This is a genomic window from Streptomyces sp. NPDC023541 (assembly GCF_055559995.1).
Genome location: NZ_JBVHJO010000016.1, coordinates 41,861 through 60,487, shown reverse-complemented (window position 1 = coordinate 60,487; position 18,627 = coordinate 41,861). Strand labels below are relative to the sequence as shown.

General features: G+C 72.1%; 16 protein-coding genes and 1 other RNA gene. 3 read left to right on the top strand and 14 right to left on the bottom strand.

All coding sequences use genetic code 11. The features are described from left to right. Positions 1-213: 213 nt before the first annotated feature. From ACZ3X1_RS30040 to ACZ3X1_RS30005, 8 genes are all read right to left on the bottom strand, one after another. Positions 214-495: an HU family DNA-binding protein gene (locus ACZ3X1_RS30040; protein ID WP_007264399.1), complete on the bottom strand. Its 282-nt coding sequence runs from the start codon at positions 493-495 to the stop codon at positions 214-216. Positions 496-795: 300 nt separating this feature from the next. After that, entirely contained in the window at positions 796-2,232 is a 1,437-nt protein-coding gene (locus ACZ3X1_RS30035; RefSeq protein ID WP_356814904.1) for an NAD-dependent malic enzyme, read from the bottom strand. 458 nt (positions 2,233-2,690) lie between these two features. Further along, positions 2,691-5,009, bottom strand: coding sequence for a HelD family protein (locus tag ACZ3X1_RS30030; RefSeq protein ID WP_467281707.1), 2,319 nt, complete (start codon positions 5,007-5,009; stop codon positions 2,691-2,693). 103 nt (positions 5,010-5,112) lie between these two features. Further along, positions 5,113-5,673: a CGNR zinc finger domain-containing protein gene (locus ACZ3X1_RS30025; RefSeq protein WP_356814902.1), complete on the bottom strand. Its 561-nt coding sequence runs from the start codon at positions 5,671-5,673 to the stop codon at positions 5,113-5,115. 240 nt (positions 5,674-5,913) lie between these two features. Next, positions 5,914-6,462, bottom strand: coding sequence for a GNAT family N-acetyltransferase (locus ACZ3X1_RS30020; protein WP_356814908.1), 549 nt, complete (start codon positions 6,460-6,462; stop codon positions 5,914-5,916). Positions 6,463-6,474: 12 nt separating this feature from the next. Continuing rightward, positions 6,475-7,650, bottom strand: coding sequence for a uroporphyrinogen-III synthase (locus tag ACZ3X1_RS30015; RefSeq protein WP_356814901.1), 1,176 nt, complete (start codon positions 7,648-7,650; stop codon positions 6,475-6,477). A gap of 95 nt (positions 7,651-7,745) precedes the next feature. Continuing rightward, on the bottom strand, positions 7,746-9,116 hold the full coding sequence (locus ACZ3X1_RS30010) for a nitrate/nitrite transporter (protein WP_356814900.1): 1,371 nt from the start codon (positions 9,114-9,116) through the stop codon (positions 7,746-7,748). A gap of 95 nt (positions 9,117-9,211) precedes the next feature. After that, a complete protein-coding gene (locus ACZ3X1_RS30005) occupies positions 9,212-10,195 on the bottom strand; it encodes a LysR family transcriptional regulator (protein ID WP_356814899.1) in 984 nt (327 codons plus the stop codon). A gap of 96 nt (positions 10,196-10,291) precedes the next feature. Between ACZ3X1_RS30005 and ACZ3X1_RS30000 the strand changes: the two genes are divergently transcribed. Next, positions 10,292-11,557: an MFS transporter gene (locus ACZ3X1_RS30000; protein WP_467281798.1), complete on the top strand. Its 1,266-nt coding sequence runs from the start codon at positions 10,292-10,294 to the stop codon at positions 11,555-11,557. Positions 11,558-11,655: 98 nt separating this feature from the next. Here the strand turns inward: ACZ3X1_RS30000 and ssrA are convergent. From ssrA to ftsE, 5 genes are all read right to left on the bottom strand, one after another. Continuing rightward, positions 11,656-12,044, bottom strand: a transfer-messenger RNA (tmRNA) gene (gene ssrA / locus ACZ3X1_RS29995). A gap of 102 nt (positions 12,045-12,146) precedes the next feature. Continuing rightward, on the bottom strand, positions 12,147-12,632 hold the full coding sequence (smpB, locus tag ACZ3X1_RS29990) for an SsrA-binding protein SmpB (RefSeq protein WP_356814898.1): 486 nt from the start codon (positions 12,630-12,632) through the stop codon (positions 12,147-12,149). Positions 12,633-12,650: 18 nt separating this feature from the next. Continuing rightward, complete coding sequence (locus ACZ3X1_RS29985; RefSeq protein ID WP_467281700.1) at positions 12,651-13,829, bottom strand: S41 family peptidase; 1,179 nt, start codon at positions 13,827-13,829, stop codon at positions 12,651-12,653. Positions 13,830-13,896: 67 nt separating this feature from the next. Next, positions 13,897-14,856 (bottom strand): permease-like cell division protein FtsX, encoded by a 960-nt coding sequence (ftsX, locus tag ACZ3X1_RS29980; protein WP_356814896.1) that lies wholly within the window; start codon positions 14,854-14,856, stop codon positions 13,897-13,899. A gap of 16 nt (positions 14,857-14,872) precedes the next feature. After that, positions 14,873-15,562 (bottom strand): cell division ATP-binding protein FtsE, encoded by a 690-nt coding sequence (gene ftsE, locus ACZ3X1_RS29975; protein WP_030011324.1) that lies wholly within the window; start codon positions 15,560-15,562, stop codon positions 14,873-14,875. 237 nt (positions 15,563-15,799) lie between these two features. On the opposite strand from ftsE, the gene ACZ3X1_RS29970 reads away from it, so the two are divergent. Beyond that, positions 15,800-15,991 carry a hypothetical protein gene (locus ACZ3X1_RS29970; RefSeq protein WP_030662818.1) on the top strand — a complete coding sequence of 64 codons (192 nt, stop codon included), beginning with the start codon at positions 15,800-15,802 and terminating at the stop codon, positions 15,989-15,991. Positions 15,992-16,129: 138 nt separating this feature from the next. Here ACZ3X1_RS29970 and prfB read toward each other — a convergent pair whose 3' ends face one another. Next, positions 16,130-17,239: a peptide chain release factor 2 gene (gene prfB / locus ACZ3X1_RS29965; protein ID WP_356814895.1), complete on the bottom strand. Its 1,110-nt coding sequence runs from the start codon at positions 17,237-17,239 to the stop codon at positions 16,130-16,132. A gap of 314 nt (positions 17,240-17,553) precedes the next feature. Here prfB and ACZ3X1_RS29960 point away from each other — a divergent pair, with 314 nt between their 5' ends. After that, complete coding sequence (locus tag ACZ3X1_RS29960) at positions 17,554-18,555, top strand: isopenicillin N synthase family dioxygenase (protein ID WP_356814894.1); 1,002 nt, start codon at positions 17,554-17,556, stop codon at positions 18,553-18,555. Positions 18,556-18,627 lie beyond the last annotated feature (72 nt).

The following is an 18,627-nucleotide window of genomic DNA, read 5'->3' as shown; positions in this document are numbered from 1 at the left end:
GCGCCCCGGAGGCCCCTGACGGGCCCTGACGCGGCCTCACAGGGCTGCCGGGCCCCGTCGGTCGGGGAGACGGCGCCGGGCGGCCCCGGACAGGCAGAAGGGCGGCCTCCCCGCCCGGGGTGGCCGCCCTTCACCGTTCTACGTACTACTGCTGCGTTCAGCCGTGCTCGACGTCTCCGAAGACCTGCGCGGCCTCCGGCGCCGGGGCGGGACCTACTTGCCCTTGGCGGCTTCCTTGAGCTTGGAGCCCGCGGAGACCTTCACGCTGTAGCCGGCCGGGATCTGGATGGGGTCGCCGGTCTGCGGGTTGCGCGCGGTGCGAGCGGCACGGTGGGTGCGCTCGAAGGTCAGGAAGCCGGGGATGGTGACCTTCTCGTCGCCCTTGGCGACAATCTCGCCGACGGTCTCGGCGAGCGCGGCCAGAACGGCGTCGGCGTCCTTGCGGGTCACCTCGGCGCGCTCGGACAGAGCGGCCACCAGCTCACTGCGGTTCATGTTGTACTCCCGTGTTCAACTTGCCTTAGAGGCGTGAGATCGAAGCCGATGCTGCCAGGGCCCTAGGACAGTCCCCGGACCCGGGTCTGAACGTCAGACCCTCTCGCCCGGTTACGCATCCTGCCCCCACCAGCGGCGGGAAAGCCAATCCGGCACCCGCCGGGGTCACACGAAAAGCGCCACAGTCACGCCCCGGTGACGCTCCGTCCGCACCCGTGGGATGCGAACAGCGGAGCTCGTTGGCATCCCCGCAACCCTAGAGGCGGCCCGACGGGCCCGCATCTCGCGACGCGCCGGGGATCAGGGAGCCGTGAGGCCCGTCACAGCCCCGTTCTGCGCGGCCGAGGCGGCCTTGCGGACGGCGCCCGCCACCGCGCCGGCGACCTTGTCGTTGAACACCGACGGAATGATGTAGTTGGCGTTCAGCTCGTCCTCGCCGACGACGTCCGCGAGCGCGGTCGCGGCGGCGAGCATCATGCTGGTGTCCACCGTGCGGGACTGGGCGTCCAGCAGGCCGCGGAAGACACCCGGGAAGACCAGGACGTTGTTGATCTGGTTCGGGAAGTCGGAGCGGCCGGTGGCGACCACGGCGGCCGTCTGGCGGGCCACTGCCGGGTCCACCTCGGGATCGGGGTTCGCGAGCGCGAACACGATGGCGCCTTCCGCCATGGCGGCGACGTCCTCGCCGGACAGCACGTTCGGGGCCGAGACGCCGATGAACACGTCGGCGCCCACCACGGCCTCCTTCAGAGTGCCGGTGTAGCCCTCGGGGTTGGTGTTGTCGGCGATCCAGCGCAGCGGGGAGTCCGCCGCCGCGTCGACGAGGTCCGGGCGGCCCGCGTGCACGACGCCGTGGATGTCGGCGCTGACGGCGTTCTTCACACCCGCCGCGAGGAGCAGCTTGAGGATGGCGGTACCGGCCGCGCCGGCGCCCGACATGACGACCTTGACGTCCTCAACCGCCTTGCCCACCACGCGCAGTGCGTTGGTGAGGGCCGCGAGCACGACGATCGCGGTGCCGTGCTGGTCGTCGTGGAAGACGGGGATGTCGAGGGCCTCGCGCAGCCGGGCCTCGATCTCGAAGCAGCGCGGCGCGGAGATGTCTTCCAGGTTGATCCCGGCGAAGCCCGGCGCGATGGCCTTGACGATCGCGACGATCTCGTCGGAATCCTGGGTGTCGAGGCAGATCGGCCAGGCGTCGATGCCGGCGAAGCGCTTGAAGAGGGCCGCCTTGCCCTCCATGACGGGCAGCGCGGCCATCGGGCCGATGTTGCCCAGGCCCAGCACGGCGGAGCCGTCCGTCACGACTGCGACGGAGTTGCGCTTGATGGTCAGGCGGCGCGCGTCCTCGGGGTTCTCGGCGATGGCGGTGCACACGCGGGCGACGCCCGGCGTGTAGATCATCGAGAGGTCGTCGCGGTTGCGGATGGGGTGCTTCGACGACATCTCGATCTTGCCGCCGAGGTGCATCAGGAACGTACGGTCGGAGACCTTGCCGAGGCTGACGCCCTCGATGCCGCGCAGCTTCTCCACGATCTCGTCCGCGTGCGCGGTGGAGGTCGCGGCGATGGTGACGTCGATCCGCAGCTTCTCGTGGCCGGACGCGGTGACGTCGAGACCGGTGACCGAGCCGCCGGAGGACTCCACGGCGGTGGTGAGCTGGGAGACCGCGGTGCCGCTCGCGGGCACTTCCAGCCGGACCGTCATCGAATACGAGACGCTGGGCGCCGTTGCCATGGCCGTGTTCCTCTTCTGTCCCTGGTTCGCTTAACACACAGGGCCCACGCTCCACAGCAGGTGCGGCAGGACCTGTTGTCCGATCGTCCCACCTACCAGCCGGTACAAGGTAACCAGCTACAAATTTCGGAAAGACTCTTCCACCATACGAGATACCGGGGAGCTTCGGGAAGGTGGGGTCATACGAAACAGGTCCGCGCCCCCCACGAGTGGGGAGCGCGGACCTGGTTTTTCCTACGTTTATGACACCGACCCGCCATGCTCGCCTCGCGGCAAGTGGTCGCTCTGAGCGACGAAGGTTGGGCCCGGGGGCTTGGATCGAGTCGGTGCCGTACCCAGGCTAACAAAGGATCGCCGAATGTGATCCCCCTGCTCGCGGTCCGTTCCGGGGACCACGCGCCCGGCCGCGGACCATACGGCCGTACGCGGCCCCGAGCCCGCCCGGACACCCCTGTCACCTAAGGCAGCAGCAGCTCCGGCACGCCGTCCGCGTCCGGCTTGTCCCCTTCGGCCGAGACCACCGTCAGCTGCTGCGTCGCACGCGTCAGCGCCACGTACAGCACCCGCAGGCCCGCCGGGGACTCGTCCGCGATCTCCGCCGGGGAGACGACCACCGTGGCGTCGTACTCCAGGCCCTTGGCCTCCAGGCTGCCCAGCGCCACGGCCCGTTCGCCCAGGTCCGCGAGCCAGCCCGCGGCCTCCGCGCGGCGGTCCATGGCCACGACCACGCCGACGGTGCCGTCCACCTGCTCCAGCAGCCGCCGGGTCTCCTCCCGCACCACGGCGCCCAGCTCGCCCTCGGCGGCCGTGAACCGCGGCTGAAGTCCCGTGGAGCGCACCGCCGACGGCGGCTCCGTCCCGGGCATCGCCAGCCGCAGCACCCGGGAGGCGACCTCGGCGACCTCGGCCGGGTTGCGGTAGTTCACCGTGAGCGTGAAGCGCCGGCGCGGCCGGGACCCGAGGGCCTCGTCGCGGGCGGCGGCCGCCTCCTCCGGGTCGGTCCAGGAGGACTGCGCCGGGTCGCCGACGACCGTCCAGGTGCCGTGCCGGCCCCGGCGGCCCACCATCCGCCACTGCATCGGCGTCAGGTCCTGGGCCTCGTCGACGATGACGTGCGCGTACTCGGTGCGCTCCGCCGCGAGCCGTTCGGCCCGCTCCCACTGGGTCTCCTCGCGGGTCGGCATCAGCTCCTCCAGCCCGCTGAGCTGGTCAAGGGGGTCCAGCTCCCGCTTCCGCTTCGGCCGGGCCGGGGCGCCGAGGAGCTGCTGCAGCTCGTCGAGGAGCGCCACGTCGTGCACCGACAGGGGGCCCTTGCCGTCCGGGCCCACCCGGCGCAGCGAGCGGGCCAGCCGGCGGGTCTCGCGCGGGTTCAGGTCGCGGCGCGACCAGCGGCCGAGCTTGCGCTCGTCGGCCATCGCGGCGAGCACCCGGCGCGGGGTCAGCTCGGGCCACCACGCGTTCAGGAAGCCGATGAAGGAGTCCTCGGTGGAGATGTCCTCGTCGAAGGCGGACCGCAGCTCGGCGGCGAGTTCCGGGTCGCTGTGCCGGCCGGAGGCGCCGGTCTTCGCGTACAGGGCGTCGAGCAGCAGCTTGCGGGCGCGCGGGCGCAGCAGGTTCACGGGCGCGGTGCCGCCGAGCACGTTCTGCCGGATCCGGTTCAGCTCGTCGGCCTCCAGCTCCTCGCGGCGGCCGAAGGCCACCACGCGCAGCCGGTCGGGCGCGGGGCCCCGCCGGTCGCCGAGCTCCAGGGTGCCCCGTACGGCCTTGCGCAGGACTGACCGCATCCGGGAGGAGCCCTTGATCCGGGCCACGGCCGGGTCGTCGTACGTGGTCGCCTCGGCGCCGTCGACCAGCGAGCCGAGCGCCCGGATGGCGACCTGGCCCTCCTCGCCGAGGGAGGGCAGCACGCCCTCGGTGTAGGCGACGAGCAGCGGGGTCGGGGAGACGATCAGGATGCCGCCGGAGTAGCGGCGGCGGTCCTGGTAGAGCAGGTACGCGGCGCGGTGCAGGGCGACGGCGGTCTTGCCGGTGCCGGGACCGCCGGCGACCTCGGCGACGGAGGCGGCGGGAGCCCGGATGACCATGTCCTGCTCGGCCTGGATGGAGGAGACGATGTCGCGCATGGAGTGCGTACGGGCCCGCCCGAGCGCGGCCATGAGCGCGCCGTCGCCGATGGCGGGGAGCTCGCGGCCGTCGAGGAAGGCGGTGACCTCGGGGCGCATCAGGTCGTCCTCGACGCCCAGCACCTTGCGGCCCTTGGAGCGGATGACGCGGCGGCGCACGACGCGGCCGGGCTCCTTGGGGGTGGAGCGGTAGAACGGCGCGGCGGCCGGTGCGCGCCAGTCGATGACGAGCGGCGCGTAGTCGGAGTCCAGGACCCCGATGCGGCCGATGTGGAGGGTCTCGGCGACATCGGCCGTGAGGTCCTCGCGGATCGCCGCGTCGGCGGGCTCGACGGAGGTGTACGCGCCGTCCGGGCCGCGTTCGCCGTCCTTGCCGAGCAGCAGGTCGATGCGGCCGAAGAGGAAGTCCTCGAACTCGTTGTTGAGCCGGTTCAGGTGGACGCCGGCCCGGAAGACCTGCGCGTCGCGCTCGGCCAGGGCTCCGGGAGTGCCGACCTGGCCGCGCTGGGCGGCGTCGTTCATGAGGAACTCGGCCTCGTGGATCTTCTCCTCGAGGCGTCGGTACACCTGGTCGAGATGCGTCTGCTCGACCGCGATCTCCCGATCGCGGACGGAATCCGCCGTGCTGTCGACAGCGGCATTCTGCGCGGCCACCAAGGCCCCCTTCTGACGTGCATGGGCGACCGTCAACCGTACGCGAAGCGGCCCCCTGTCCGCACGCCCGTTCCGGAACGGGTCTCGCTCAGTGGTACGCCGGCTACCGGGATCCGGACGCCGTGAGCCTGCGGCGGTGGCGGGCGACGCGTTCGCGGTTGCCGCACAGCTCGCTGGAGCACCACCGGCGCCGGTGGCCGCGGGAGGTGTCCAGGTAGACGCGGGTGCAGCCGTCGCCCGCGCAGGCCCGCAGCAGGGCCCGGTCGCCGGGGTCGGTCAGCAGCTCGACGGCGTCGCGAGCGACGGCGGCGAGCAGCGCACCGCATTCCACGCCGCCGCACAACTCCCGCACGAGGTGCCCTTCTTGGTCCCGTACGGCACACAGGCCCGGGGGTGGTCCGGCGGCCAGCGCGTTGACCCGGGCCAGGGCGCTCTCGTCCGGTTCGCTGCCGGCCAGCTCCGCCCGTACGAGTGCCTCCACGTCCGCGCGCAGGGCGCGGAAGGCCTCGGCCCAGTCGGCGCCCACCCGGACCAGCGGCGTCCGGTCGGGCACGAGCCCCGCCCCGGCGAGCCACAGCCGCAGCTCGTCGCCGTCCGGGATCCCCTCGCGCGGGGCGAAGGTGGCCACCAGGTCCAGGCAGACCCGCCCGGAGTCGAACCGCATGTCCGTCACCGCCTCGCGTCGTGGGGCGCCTCCCCAGAGTGCCCGTACGCTGCCCGCTGGGGAAGCCCCCGAACCGGTGCGTCCACCCCAGCCTCGCCGGCGTTCGAGGCGCGGGTCCGGGCGGAGTACGGCGCCCGGCGCAGCCGGGTTTCCTGGGGCGCCCGCCCCAGACCCCGCTCCTCGAACGCCGGAGGGCTGAATGGGCCGGGCTGCGGCCGAGTCACCGGCGGTGCGGCCCGCTCAAGGGGCCGGCGGGTCGTCGTGCAGGATGCGCTGGAAGAGGCAGTGGTCGCGCCAGGCGCCGTTGATGTGCAGGTAGCGCGGCGCGAGTCCGTACTGCTCGAAGCCCGCCTTCGCCAGCACCCGCTGCGAGGCCAGGTTGTCGACCAGGGTGCCGGCCTCCACCCGGTGCAGCCGCAGCTCGTCGCGGGCGATCCGGCAGACCTCCTCGGCGCCGGCCGCGGCCAGCCCCTTGCCGCGGCAGGTCTCGTCGACCCAGTAGCCGAGACCGCCGCTGCTCAGCGGCCCGTGCTGGATGTTGCCGAGGTTGATGGTCCCCAGCGCCGTGCCGCTCGCGGCGTCGACGAACACGAACGGCAGCAGCCGCCCGGCCTCCCGTGACTCCATCTGCCGAGCGATCCGCTCCCGCTGCCCCTGCTCCGTGTAGAAGGCGTCCGGCCGGACCGGGTCGTACGGCGCCAAGTACGCCCGGTTCCGCGCGAACGCCTCGGCCAGCGCGGCGGCGTCGTCCGGCGCGACGCCCCTCATCTCCACCCCGTCAATGATCATCATCCCGGCACGCTAGCCCAGGACTCCCCTGGCCGTCACCGCGTCATGGGGGAGCCCCCCGTACTTGTCCTCGCCGCCCGCGTCCAGCGACAGCCGGTACCCGCGCTTGACCACCGTCTGGATGAGGTTCGGCGCCCCCAACGCCGCCCGCAGCCGGGCCATGGCCGTCTCCACGGCGTGCTCGTCGCTCCCCGCGCCCGGCAGCGCCCGCAGCAGTTCCGCGCGGGCCACCACCCAGCCGGGCCGCCGGGCGAGGGCCCGCAGCAGGGCCATCCCGGCGGGCGGCACCGCCCGCAGTTCGTCGTCGACGAGCACCGCGTGCCCGCGGATCTCCATCCGGTGGCCGGCCACCGGCAGGACCCGGGCCCGGCCGGGCAGCTCCCGGCAGAGCAGCTGCACCAGCGGGCCCAGCCGGAACCGCTCCGGCTGCACCGTGTCCACACCGAGCGCCTGCAGCGGGACCGCGGTCACCGGTCCGACGCACGCGGACAGCAGGCTGCCGCGCAGGGCGTCCAGCACGGCCTCCCGCATCCCGCGTTCCTCGGCGCGGGACAGCAGCGAGGCCGCCGCCGGGGCGGAGGTGAAGCTGACGGCGTCGACCCCGCCGACGGCGATGGCGTCCAGCAGCCGGTCCAGCGGCGCGAGGTCCTCCGGGGCCATCCACCGGTACACCGGGACGACCACCACGTCGGCCCCGCCGGCCCGCAGCGCCTCGACGAAGCCGGGCAGCGGCTCCCCGTGCAGCTGGAGTGCGATCCGCCGGCCGGCGACCCCGGCCGCCAGCAGCCGCTCCAGTACCTCGGCGAGGGACTCCGACTGCGGGGACCACTCCTCCACGAGCCCGGCGGCCCGGATGGCGCCCTTCACCTTCGGCCCGCGCGCCAGCAGTTCGGTGGAGCGCAGCGTCGCCAGGAGCTCCTCGCCGACCCCCCACCCGTCGGCGGCCTCGACCCACCCCCGGAAGCCGATCGCGGTGGTGGCGACGACCACGTCCGGGGGGCGGGCGATCAGTTCCTTGGTGGCGGCGAGCAGTTCGGTGTCGTCGGCGAGCGGCACGATCCGCAGCGCCGGCGCGTGCAGCACCGCCGCTCCGCGCCGCCGCAGCAGCGCGATGAGCTCGTCCGCCCGCCGGGCGGCGGTGACCCCGACGGTGAAGCCCGCGAGCGGGCCGGTGTTCCTGTCGTCCATCGTGACCTGCCTACTGACGCATGTGGGGGCGGTACGGGTGGACCGAGCCTGCCAACTCGGCATGTCGGACTCGGTTCACCCGTATTTCGCCCCGGTTACACCGACGTGAGCTGCGGTTTCGCCGGGGCCTCGGCCGCCTCGGCCGTAACCGCCGCCGGGCGGCGAAGGTATACCGCCCACGTCACCGCGCAGCACAGGGCGTAGAAGCCCAGGAAGGTGACGAAGGCCGACGTGCCGGATCCGGAGGTGCGGAACGCCTCCCGGAAGACGAGGTTGATGCCCAGCCCGCCGAGCGCGCCGACCGCGCCGATCAGCCCCATGGAGGCCCCGGAGAGCCGTCGGCCGTACGCCGCGGCGCTCTCGCCGCTCATCCCGCGCGCCAGTGCCTTCGCCTGGAAGATGCCCGGGATCATCTTGTACGTCGAGCCGTTGCCGAGTCCGCTCAGGACGAAGAGGGCGACGAACCCGACGAGGAAGACCGGCAGCGAGGCCCGCTGCGAGGCGAAGACGACCACTCCGGTCGCCGCGGCCATCGCCACGAACGTGCCGAGGGTGATCCGCGCCCCGCCGTACCGGTCCGCCAGCGCCCCGCCCACCGGCCTGATCAGCGAGCCGAGCAGAGGTCCGATGAAGGTCAGCGAGGCGGCCTGGAGCGGGGTGCGCCCGAACTGGGTCTGGAGGACCAGTCCGAAGGCGAAGCTGTAGCCGATGAAGGACCCGAAGGTCCCGACGTAGAGGAACGCCATGATCCAGGTGTGCGCGTCCTTGAGGGCCTCGCGGACCGCGCCGGTGTCGTTGCGCACGGGCGCCAGGTTGTCCATCCGTACGGCCGCCAGTACCGCCGCGATCACGATCAGCGGGATGTAGGCGCCCAGCAGCAGCCGCGGGTGGCCGGCTCCGGCGGTGGCGATGACCAGCAGCCCGGCCAGCTGGACGACGGGGACGCCGATGTTGCCGCCGCCGGCGTTCAGGCCGAGCGCCCAGCCCTTCTTCCGCAGCGGGAAGAAGGCGTTGATGTTGGTCATGGAGGAGGCGAAGTTGCCGCCGCCGACGCCGGTGAGGGCGGCGACGAGCAGGAAGGTCCCGTACGAGGTCCCCGGCTCCATCACCACGATCGCGGCGACCGTCGGCGCGAGCAGCAGCAGGGCGCTGACGACGGTCCAGTTCCGGCCGCCGAAACGGGCGACGGCGAAGGTGTACGGCACGCGCACCAGGGCGCCCACGCACGTCGCGGTCGCGATCAGGAAGAACTTCCCGGCCGGGTCGATGCCGTACTGGGGCCCCATGAAGAGGACCATCACCGACCACAGGGACCAGATGGAGAAGCCGATGTGCTCGGAGAGCACGGAGTACAGCAGGTTGCGGCGGGCGATCCGCTCCCCGGTCTCCTTCCAGAATGTCTCGTCCTCGGGATCCCACCGCTCGATCCAACGGCCCCGCCTACGCGGTGCGGTCGTACCGGTCATCACGCCTCCACAGCTGTCGCGTCCGTGGTGACGACGGTAGGAAGGGCGCGTTTCGGCCCCGGTCCCCGCCGGGTGACCGGCGGGAAACCTTGCTCTCACCCGCCGCGCGGGCGGTGTGTGAGCGGGGCCGGCAGCCAGCTCCCGGCCGCCGGGGCGAGCCAGCCCCGCTCGGCCGCCAGCGCGGCGGCCGCGGCGTGCAGGGCGTCCAGGCCGGGGTGGGCGAAGCCCTTGCGCCACACCATCGACAGCGGCGACAGCGGCACCGGGTCGGTCAGCGGCAGCTTCACGCATCCCGGCATGTCCAGGAACCCGACGGTCGCCAGGACCGGGTTGCCGGTCTTGACCATGACCCGGCGGAACTCCTCCTTGCCGACGGCGACCGGGGCGGGCGGGGCCATGAGGATCCCGCGCCCGGTGAACAGTTCGCGGGCGAGGCCCGTCCATTCCAGCGTCCGGGGGTTCCCGGCGCCCGCGTACACGGTCTCCCCGGCCAGCGCGTCCAGCGGTACGGACTCCCGCGCGGCCAGGGCGTGCCCTTCGGGCAGCAGCACGGCGAGCGGCTCGTAGCGTACGGGCCGCTGCGCGAGCGGCGCCCGCAGTACGGGGTCGAGGCCGTCGGCGTACCCGAAGGCGACATCGAGCCGGCCGGCCGCGACCTCGGCGGCGGCGTGCGTGAGCCCGCTCTCGAAGCGGGCCATCAGCTCGCAGTCCGGGGCGAGTTCGCGGGCCCGCTCCAGCACGGTGCGCGCGGTGCCGGGCCCGTCGGTGTTCAGGTCGACGAGGAGCGGCCGGGGCGCGGCGCCGGCCGCCGTCCCGGCTCCGAACGCGCCCGCCAGCTCCGCGTGCGCGGCCAGCACGCGCCGGGCCAGGGGCAGCAGTCGGTGCCCGTCGGCGGTCAGCTCGACGGCGCGCGTGGTGCGGACGAACAAGGTGGCCGCCAGGGCCTGTTCCAGCCGCCGGACGTCCCTGCTCAGCGCCTGCTGGGCGACGTACAGGCGGGCGGCGGCACGGGTGAAGTGCAGCTCCTCGGCAACGGCGACGAACCCGCGCAGCAGCCGGGGTTCCACATCACGGGGCATCACCCCCGGAGACTAACAACAGGAGCGGGTGAATGCCCTCGGAACAGGTGTTGGACGGCGGCAGGCGCCCCGGCCGAGGGTGGTGCCATGCCCCTCATGACCGTCACCGGCAGCACGCTCGTCATCACCGCTCCCTCCTCCCCCACCCCCACCGCCCCTCGCCGTGCCGCCGTGCGGGCCGCCGCCGGGCGGGGACCCGGCCCCTACCGCCGGCTGTTCGCGCTGCCCGGCACCCGGGGGTTCACCGCCGGAAACCTCATCGCCCGCCTTCCGATGGGCATGTTCGGCGTCAGCGCGGTCATGATGATCGCCGGCCAGCGCGGCTCGTACGCCCTCGCCGGCGCGGTCACGGCGACCGGACTGGCGGCCACGGCAGTGGTGGCGCCCCTGACCGCCCGCCTGATCGACCGCCACGGCCAGGCCCGGATCGCGGTGCCCGCCACCCTGATCGCGGTCCTCGGCTCACTGTCCCTGATCGCGTGCGTGCGCACCGGCGCCCCGGCCTGGACCCTCTTCGCCTCGTACGCCGTGACCGCCACCACCCCCAACATCGGCGGCATGTCCCGCGCGCGCTGGACGCACCTGCTGCGCGACTCCCCGGCCGCCCACCACACGGCGATGTCCTTCGAACAGGCCGCGGACGAACTGTGCTTCATGCTGGGGCCGGTCCTGGCGGCCTTCCTGTGCGGTGTGGTCTTCCCGGAGGCGGGCACCCTCGCCGGGGCGGCCCTGCTGCTCACCGGCATGTTGGTCTTCACCTCCTGCCGCGCCACCCAGCCCCCCGTGACGGCGGCGCCGCGACGCGGCTCGCCGCTGCGCGCCCTGGGCCCGCTGCTGCCGCTGTTCCTCGTCACCGGCGTGGTCTTCGGCTCGATGGAGGTCGCCTCGATCGCCTACCTCGACTTCCAGGGCCTGGGCGCCGCCTCCGGCCTGGTCCTGGCCCTCCAGGCGGCGGGCTCCTGCGCGGCCGGCCTGCTCTACGGCACCGTGCGCGCCCGCTCGCTGAAGGCCTGCGTGTGCGCTCTGGCCGTCCTCATGACCCTGCCCTGGGCCGCGGCGGCCACCGGCTCCGTGCCCGCCCTGGCCTGCGCCCTCGTGCTGGCCGGCATGGCCACGGCCCCGACGATGGTCACCGCGATGTCGCAGGTCCACGCCCGCACCCCGCAGGGGCGGCTCAACGAGGGCATGACCCTGGCGGTCACCGCCATCTTCGCGGGAATCGCGGTCGGCTCGGCGAGCGCGGGCTCGGTCGTGGAGGGCGCGGGCCCGGTCGCCGCCTACGCGGTACCGGCGGCGGCCGCGCTGGTCGCGCTGGCCATCGCGCTGACCGCACCGGCTGGATCGCGGCGCCCCACGCCCTGAACCTCGACGAGGTCCCGTGCTGCTCGACCCAGGACACCGCGCAGGCATGACGAAGGCCCCGCAGCCGAGTGGCTGCGGGGCCTTCGCCCACATGGGATGAGTGGAGATGGCGGGAATCGAACCCGCGTCCAACGGTGCAGAAGCAGGGCTTCTCCGAGCGCAGTCCGCTGCGCTTTTCTCGGCCCCGGAGATCACACGGACAAGTCTCCGACGGGCTCAGTCACTGTTTGGTTTCCCTCCAACCCCCGTGACCGGGGCTAGAGGTTTAGATCCCTAGTTGACGCCAGGATCCGGACCGGGACCACTTCCGGGCTGACGCTCCTCACAGAGGCTTCAGCTCACTGTTATTAGGCAGCGAGGGTGAAGCGGGAGTTATCGCTCTTGGAGTTGGCGATTATTTTTTGCGACATGTGGTTAGCGAGATCATTGCCGCTTCCTCGGCTCGCTTCCCCTGCATCGACATCCGCTGTCGAAACCGATCATCCCCATGTTTCACGCTTTTCAGTTATGTACCGCACAAGCTGCTCCCACCGCGAGCGGCGGGTGCTGACGCCATGGTACGCGAAGTGGACCACCGCGTGCCAGGAGATTAAACCGTACCGCGCTGCTTGCGGCGGATCGCCGAGATCGCACGGTTCGTCTCGCGGGTGTCCTGCTTCTCCCGCAGCGTCTGCCGCTTGTCGTACTCCTTCTTGCCCTTCGCCAGCGCGATCTCGACCTTCGCCCGGCCGTCCTTGAAGTACAGGGAGAGGGGCACGATCGTGTGACCCGACTCGTCGGCCTTGCGCGCCAGCTTGTCGATCTCCTCCCGGTGCATCAGGAGCTTCCGCTTGCGCCGGGCACTGTGGTTGGTCCAGGTGCCCTGGCTGTACTCCGGCACGTGCACGTTGTAGAGCCAGGCCTCCCGGCCCTCCACCGACACGAAGCCGTCCACCAGCGAGGCACGGCCCTGGCGCATGGACTTGACCTCGGTACCGGTGAGCACGAGACCGCACTCGTAGGTGTCGATGATCGCGTAGTCGTGCCGAGCCTTCTTGTTCTGGGCGATCAGCTTGCGCCCTTTTTCCTTAGCCATAGTGCGGTCATTTTCGCACTACGGACCCACCCCGAGGCCACCCAATACCGCGACGGCCCGATCCTCGGCCCGGTCGCCCGCCGGTACGTCCGGGGTGATGCCGCCGCCGTCGAGGTTGCGGCCCGCCGGTGTGCGGTACGTGCCCACCGTCAGCTCGGCCACCGAGCCGTCCGGGAGCTCGGTCGGCATCTGAACCGAGCCCTTGCCGAAGGTCCTGCTTCCCACCGCCAGCGCCCGGCCCCGGTCCTGGAGCGCGCCCGTCACCAGCTCGGCGGCGCTCATCGTGCCGCCGTCGACGAGGGCGACCAGCGGGCGCGTCGTGTCCCCGCCCGGGGTCGCGTTCAGGACGCGCTGCTCGCCCCGTACGTCGTAGGTCGCCACGAGCCCGCCGTCCAGGAAGGCGGAGGCGGTCGTGACGGCCTCGTCGACCAGCCCGCCCCGGTTGCCGCGCAGGTCCAGCATGACCCCGCCGCCGGGCGGGGCCGCGCGGACTGCCGCCCTGACGCGCTCGCCGGAGCCGCGGGTGAAGGAGGTCACCTTGATGACGGTGACGTCGCCGGCGAGCTGCCGCACGGTCACCGGCTCGGTACGCAGCCGCTGGCGCAGGACGGTCTCGGTGAGGTCGGCGCCGTCCCGGCTGAGTTTCAGCACGACGGGGGTGCCGGCGGTGCCGCGGAGCAGGGCGACCACGTCGGCCACGGCCAGCCCCGTCACGGCGTGACCGTCGACGCTCAGCAGCCGGTCCCCGGCGCGCAGGCCGGCCCGGGCGGCGGGGCTGCCGGGCTGGACCCGGTCGAGGGTGATCACGCCGTCGCGGGCGCGCCCGGCCCAGACCCCGACGCCGGTCCAGTGCCCGTCGAGGCCCTCGGCGAAGGCGGCGTACTCGCCCTGGTCGTAGACGGTGCCCCAGCGGTCGCCGCTGCGGCTGACCACTTCCTGCGCGGCCTTCTTGCCGGACTTGCCCTCGGCGACGGCCTCGGCGGCGGCCCGGGCGACCGCCTCGCGGTCGGCGGTGCCCTCCGCGCGCGGGGCCCCGGGCGCGGGGGCGTCCGTACGGGCGGCGGCCGCGACGCCGTCCTCGGGGACCCAGCACCCGGTGAACGCGCCGACGGCGACGACGGCGGCGAAGGCTAACGTCAAAACGGCCCCGCGACGTGGGTCGCGGGGCCGGAGACAGAAGGCGGGCAGACCCGGCATGGCGCCGAGTCTAGGACAAGCCCCGCGCAGGCAGGGACGGTTGGCCGGACCGCTTGCGGGGCGCTTGTCACACCTTCAGGTACTTGCGCAGGGCGACGAAGGCGGCCATGGAGGGCATCAGGAGGCCGATGAACAGCACGTACGGGAGCTTGGCCAGCACCGATCCCCAGCCCATGAAGTCGATGAGCTGGATCTTGTCGCGCAGGCCGACGCCGTGGTCGATCACGAAGTACTGGCCGGAGACGAGCATGACGCAGGCGAAGAGCGCGCCGATGAGCCCGGCGACGGCGGCCTCCATGATGAAGGGGACCTGGATGTAGAAGCTGGAGGCACCCACCAGCCGCATGATCCCGGTCTCCCGCCTGCGGCTGAACGCCGAGACGCGCACGGTGTTGACGATCAGCAGCAGCGCCACGATCAGCATGATCGCCATGATGCCCACGGCGGCCATGTTGAGGTAGTTGAGGATCCGGAAGAGGTCGTCGATCGCCTGGCGCTGGTCGTCCACGGTGTGGATGCCGTCGCGGCCGGCGAAGGCGGAGGTGACCACCTTGTACTTCTCCGGGTTCTTGAGCTTGACCCGGAAGGACTCCTGCATCTGGTCGGGGGTGATGGAGGAGGCCAGGGCGGTGTGGCCGTACTGCTCCTGGTAGTGCTTGTACGCCTCGTCGGCCGACTCGTAGGTCACCGACTTGACCAGGGACATCGCCTTGAGCTCGGACTCGATCTGCTTCTTCTGCTCGTCGGTCACGGCGCCCTTGCGGCAGGTGGCGACGCCTCCCGCGCCGCCTCCCCCGCTGTTGGCGGCCTCGCCGGCCTCCTGGGCGTCCTGCTTGTTGCAGAGGTAGATCGAGACGTTGGCCTTGTCGTACCAGTAGCCCTTCATCCTGCTCACCTGCTCGCTCATGAGCAGGGAGCCGCCGAACAGGGCGAGGGACAGGGCCACGGAGATGATGACCGCGAAGGTCATGGTGAGATTGCGGCGGAGGCCGACGCCGATCTCGGACATGACGAACTGGGCGCGCATGACTCTCAAGGGCCTTTCAGTGCTGGTAGCCGTAGACGCCGCGCGACTGGTCGCGTACGAGTCGGCCCTGTTCGAGTTCGATGACGCGCTTGCGCATCTGGTCGACGATCTGCTGGTCGTGCGTCGCCATGATCACGGTGGTACCGGTCCGGTTGATCCGGTCCAGCAGCTTCATGATCCCGACGGAGGTCTGCGGGTCGAGGTTGCCGGTGGGCTCGTCCGCGATCAGCAGGGCCGGGCGGTTGACGAAGGCGCGGGCGATGGCCACGCGCTGCTGCTCGCCGCCGGAGAGCTCGCCGGGCATGCGCTCTTCCTTGCCGCCCAGGCCGACCAGTTCCAGGACCTGCGGGACGGCCTTGCGGATCTCGCCCCGGGGCTTGCCGATGACCTCCTGGGCGAAGGCGACGTTCTCGGCCACCGTCTTGTTGGGCAGCAGGCGGAAGTCCTGGAAGACGGTCCCCAACTGGCGCCGCATCTGCGGGACCTTCCAGTTGGAGAGCTTGGCGAGGTCCTTGCCCAGGACGTGCACCTGGCCGTGGCTCGCCCGCTCCTCGCGCAGGATGAGGCGCAGGAAGGTGGACTTGCCGGAGCCGGACGAGCCGACCAGGAAGACGAACTCGCCCTTCGCGATGTCGAGGGAGACTTCTCTGAGTGCGGGACGGCTCTGCTTCGGGTAGGACTTGGAGACGCTGTCGAATCGGATCACGGGTGCACCACGGTCGCCGGGAGTAGGTGTGCGTGACCATACGCGAACGGGCGCGAGGTGTGGACCCGGCATCCGGAGTTGTCCGCTTTATCCCCCGGTCCGGGAGGGTCCGGACCGCGGGAGTCCGGACGGGCCGCGCCGAATGTCGGCGAAGCTGGCACAGTGGTAGGGGGAACGGTCCGGTTCCCCGCGCCGTTATAGACAGTAGGAAAGACCGAGGGGCGAGAGGAGGAGCGCATGACATATGACCGGCTCGTGTGCGCGAACTGCGCCGCACCCGTCAGCCAGGGCCGCTGCCCGGTGTGCCGGGCGAACCGGGAGCGCCTCCAGCAGGAGGGCCCCTTCTCCGGCCTGAACCCCGTGGCACTCATCGTGCTCATGGTGGTCCTCGTGGCAGCTCTGGTCCTGGTGGCCCAGCAGACCGCCTAGCGGGCGCTCTGCGGGCAGGGCCCGGCGCCGGTGCTCGTCGGTGCCCGCGCCGCGTACCGATCACATACAGCGGAAGGGCCCGGACACCTGAAGGTGTCCGGGCCCTTACCGCGTTCTTCCGGGGAGCGTCCCGGCGTCCTACGCGGTCTGCTCCTGCTGCTTGCGCCAACGGATGCCGGCCTCCAGGAAGCCGTCGATCTCGCCGTCGAGGACCGCCTGCGGGTTGCCGACCTCGAACTCCGTGCGCAGGTCCTTGACCATCTGGTACGGGTGCAGGACGTAGGAGCGCATCTGGTTGCCCCAGGAGCTGCCGCCGTCCTTGAGGGCGTCCATCCTGGCCTGCTCCTCCTGGCGGCGCCGCTCCAGCAGCTTGGCCTGGAGGACGTTCATGGCGCTGGCCTTGTTCTGGATCTGCGAGCGCTCGTTCTGGCAGGAGACGACGATGCCGGTCGGGATGTGCGTGATGCGCACGGCCGAGTCGGTGGTGTTGACGCCCTGGCCGCCGGGGCCGGAGGCGCGGTAGACGTCGATGCGCAGCTCGGACTCGTCGATCTCGACGTGGTCGCTGGTCTCGACGACCGGGAGCACCTCGACGCCCGCGAAGGAGGTCTGGCGGCGGCCCTGGTTGTCGAAGGGCGAGATGCGCACGAGGCGGTGGGTGCCCTGCTCGACGGAGAGGGTGCCGTAGGCGTACGGGGCCTTGACGACGAAGGTGGTCGACTTGATGCCGGCCTCTTCCGCGTACGAGGTCTCGTAGATCTCCGTGGAGTAGCCGTGGCGCTCGGCCCAGCGCAGGTACATGCGCTGGAGGCGCTCGGCGAAGTCGGAGGCGTCGACGCCTCCGGCCTCGGCACGGATGTTGACCAGGGCCTCGCGCTCGGCGTACTCGCCGGAGAGCAGGGTCCGGACCTCCATCTCGTCCAGTGCCTTGCGGACGGACGTCAGCTCGGTCTCGGCCTCGGCGAGGGTGTCCGCGTCGTCCATCTCCTGGGCGAGCTCGAAGAGCACCGCCAGGTCGTCGATGCGTCCGCGCAGGGTCTCGGCCTTGCGGACCTCGGCCTGGAGGTGCGAAAGCTTGCTCGTGATCTTCTGGGCGGCTTCCGGGTCGTCCCACAGGGACGGCGCGGCGGCCTGCTCCTCGAGCACGGCGATATCTGCCCTCAGCTTGTCGAGGTCCAGGACGGCCTCGATCGACCCCATGGTCGAGGAGAGGGACTTCAGCTCTTCGGAAACATCGACGACTGCCACGGGTCCAGCGTAGCCGGTCCTCGGGCAAGCCCGTCCGGGCAGGCCGGATCACCCGTTCTGATGAAGGCTCGGACGGGCGTACGCTCACCGTATGACCGTTCTCCTCGTCAAGCGCCGCCATGTGGACTACATGCGCGTCACGACGACGAGCTGTCAGCCGCCGGACCTCACCCAAGCCTGATCCACCCCGATCCGACTTGGTCCTGTAACGCGGCCCAGCGGTCCCGGCGCCAACCCTGCCGGCGACCCCGCCCCACCCGCGGCCCCGCCACCTCTGGGGAACAGGACCCCGTGACATCCGAAACGGAGCCGTCATGCCGTCCGCGCACTCTCTCCCCGTCCTGGACCTCTCCCAGGCCGACGACCCGGCCCAGCGGGCCGACTTCCTGAAGCAGCTGCACGCAGCGGCCAGGGACACCGGCTTCCTGCACCTGACCGGGCACGGCGTCACCGCCGCCGAGAGCGCCCGCATCCTGGAGGTGACCCGGACCTTCTTCGCCCTCCCGGAGGCCGACCGGCTCGCCGTGAGCAATCTGAACTCCCCGCACTTCCGCGGCTACACCCGGATCGGGCACGAGCTGACCGGCGGGGCCTCCGACTGGCGCGACCAGCTGGACGTGGGTGCGGAGCGGCCGGCACCGGTGGTGGGCCCGGACGACCCGGCGTACCTGTGGCTGGAGGGCCCGAACCAGTGGCCCGCCGCCCTCCCCGAACTCCGTACGGTGGTCCTCGACTGGCAGTCCCGCCTGGCGGCGGTGGCGCACCGCCTGCTCCAGGAGCTGCTGGTCTCGATCGGCGCCCCGGCCGACTTCTTCGACGACGCCTTCGCCGACCGGCCCCATCTGCACACCAAGCTGATCCGCTACCCGGGGTCCGCCCCGTCCGGCGCCGACCAGGGGGTCGGGGCGCACAAGGACTACGGCTTCCTCACGCTCCTGCTGCAGGACTCGGTGGGCGGCCTCCAAGTGGTCCGGGACGGCGGCTACGTGGATGTTCCGCCCATGCCGGGGGCCTTCGTGGTGAACCTGGGCGAGCTGCTGGAGATCGCGACCGAGGGCTACCTGACCGCGACCGACCACCGGGTGGTCAGCCCGCCGGGTGCGGTGGAGCGGTTCTCGGTGCCGTTCTTCTACAACCCGCGGCTGGACGCGGTGGTGGAGACCGTGCCGGGCGACTACCTGCGCTCGGCGCCCGGGGTGGCGCACGACGCGTCGAACCCGCTGCACGCCGAGTACGGCCGCAACGAGCTGAAGGGCTGGGTCCGCGCCCACCCCGCCGTGGCGCGGCGCTGGCACCCGGAGCTGGTCGCGGCGTAGCCCGTACGCGGCGGCGAAGGCGGGGCGCGTCCGCTGCGCGGGGCTTCCCGAGCTCCGCCCGGTCCTCACACG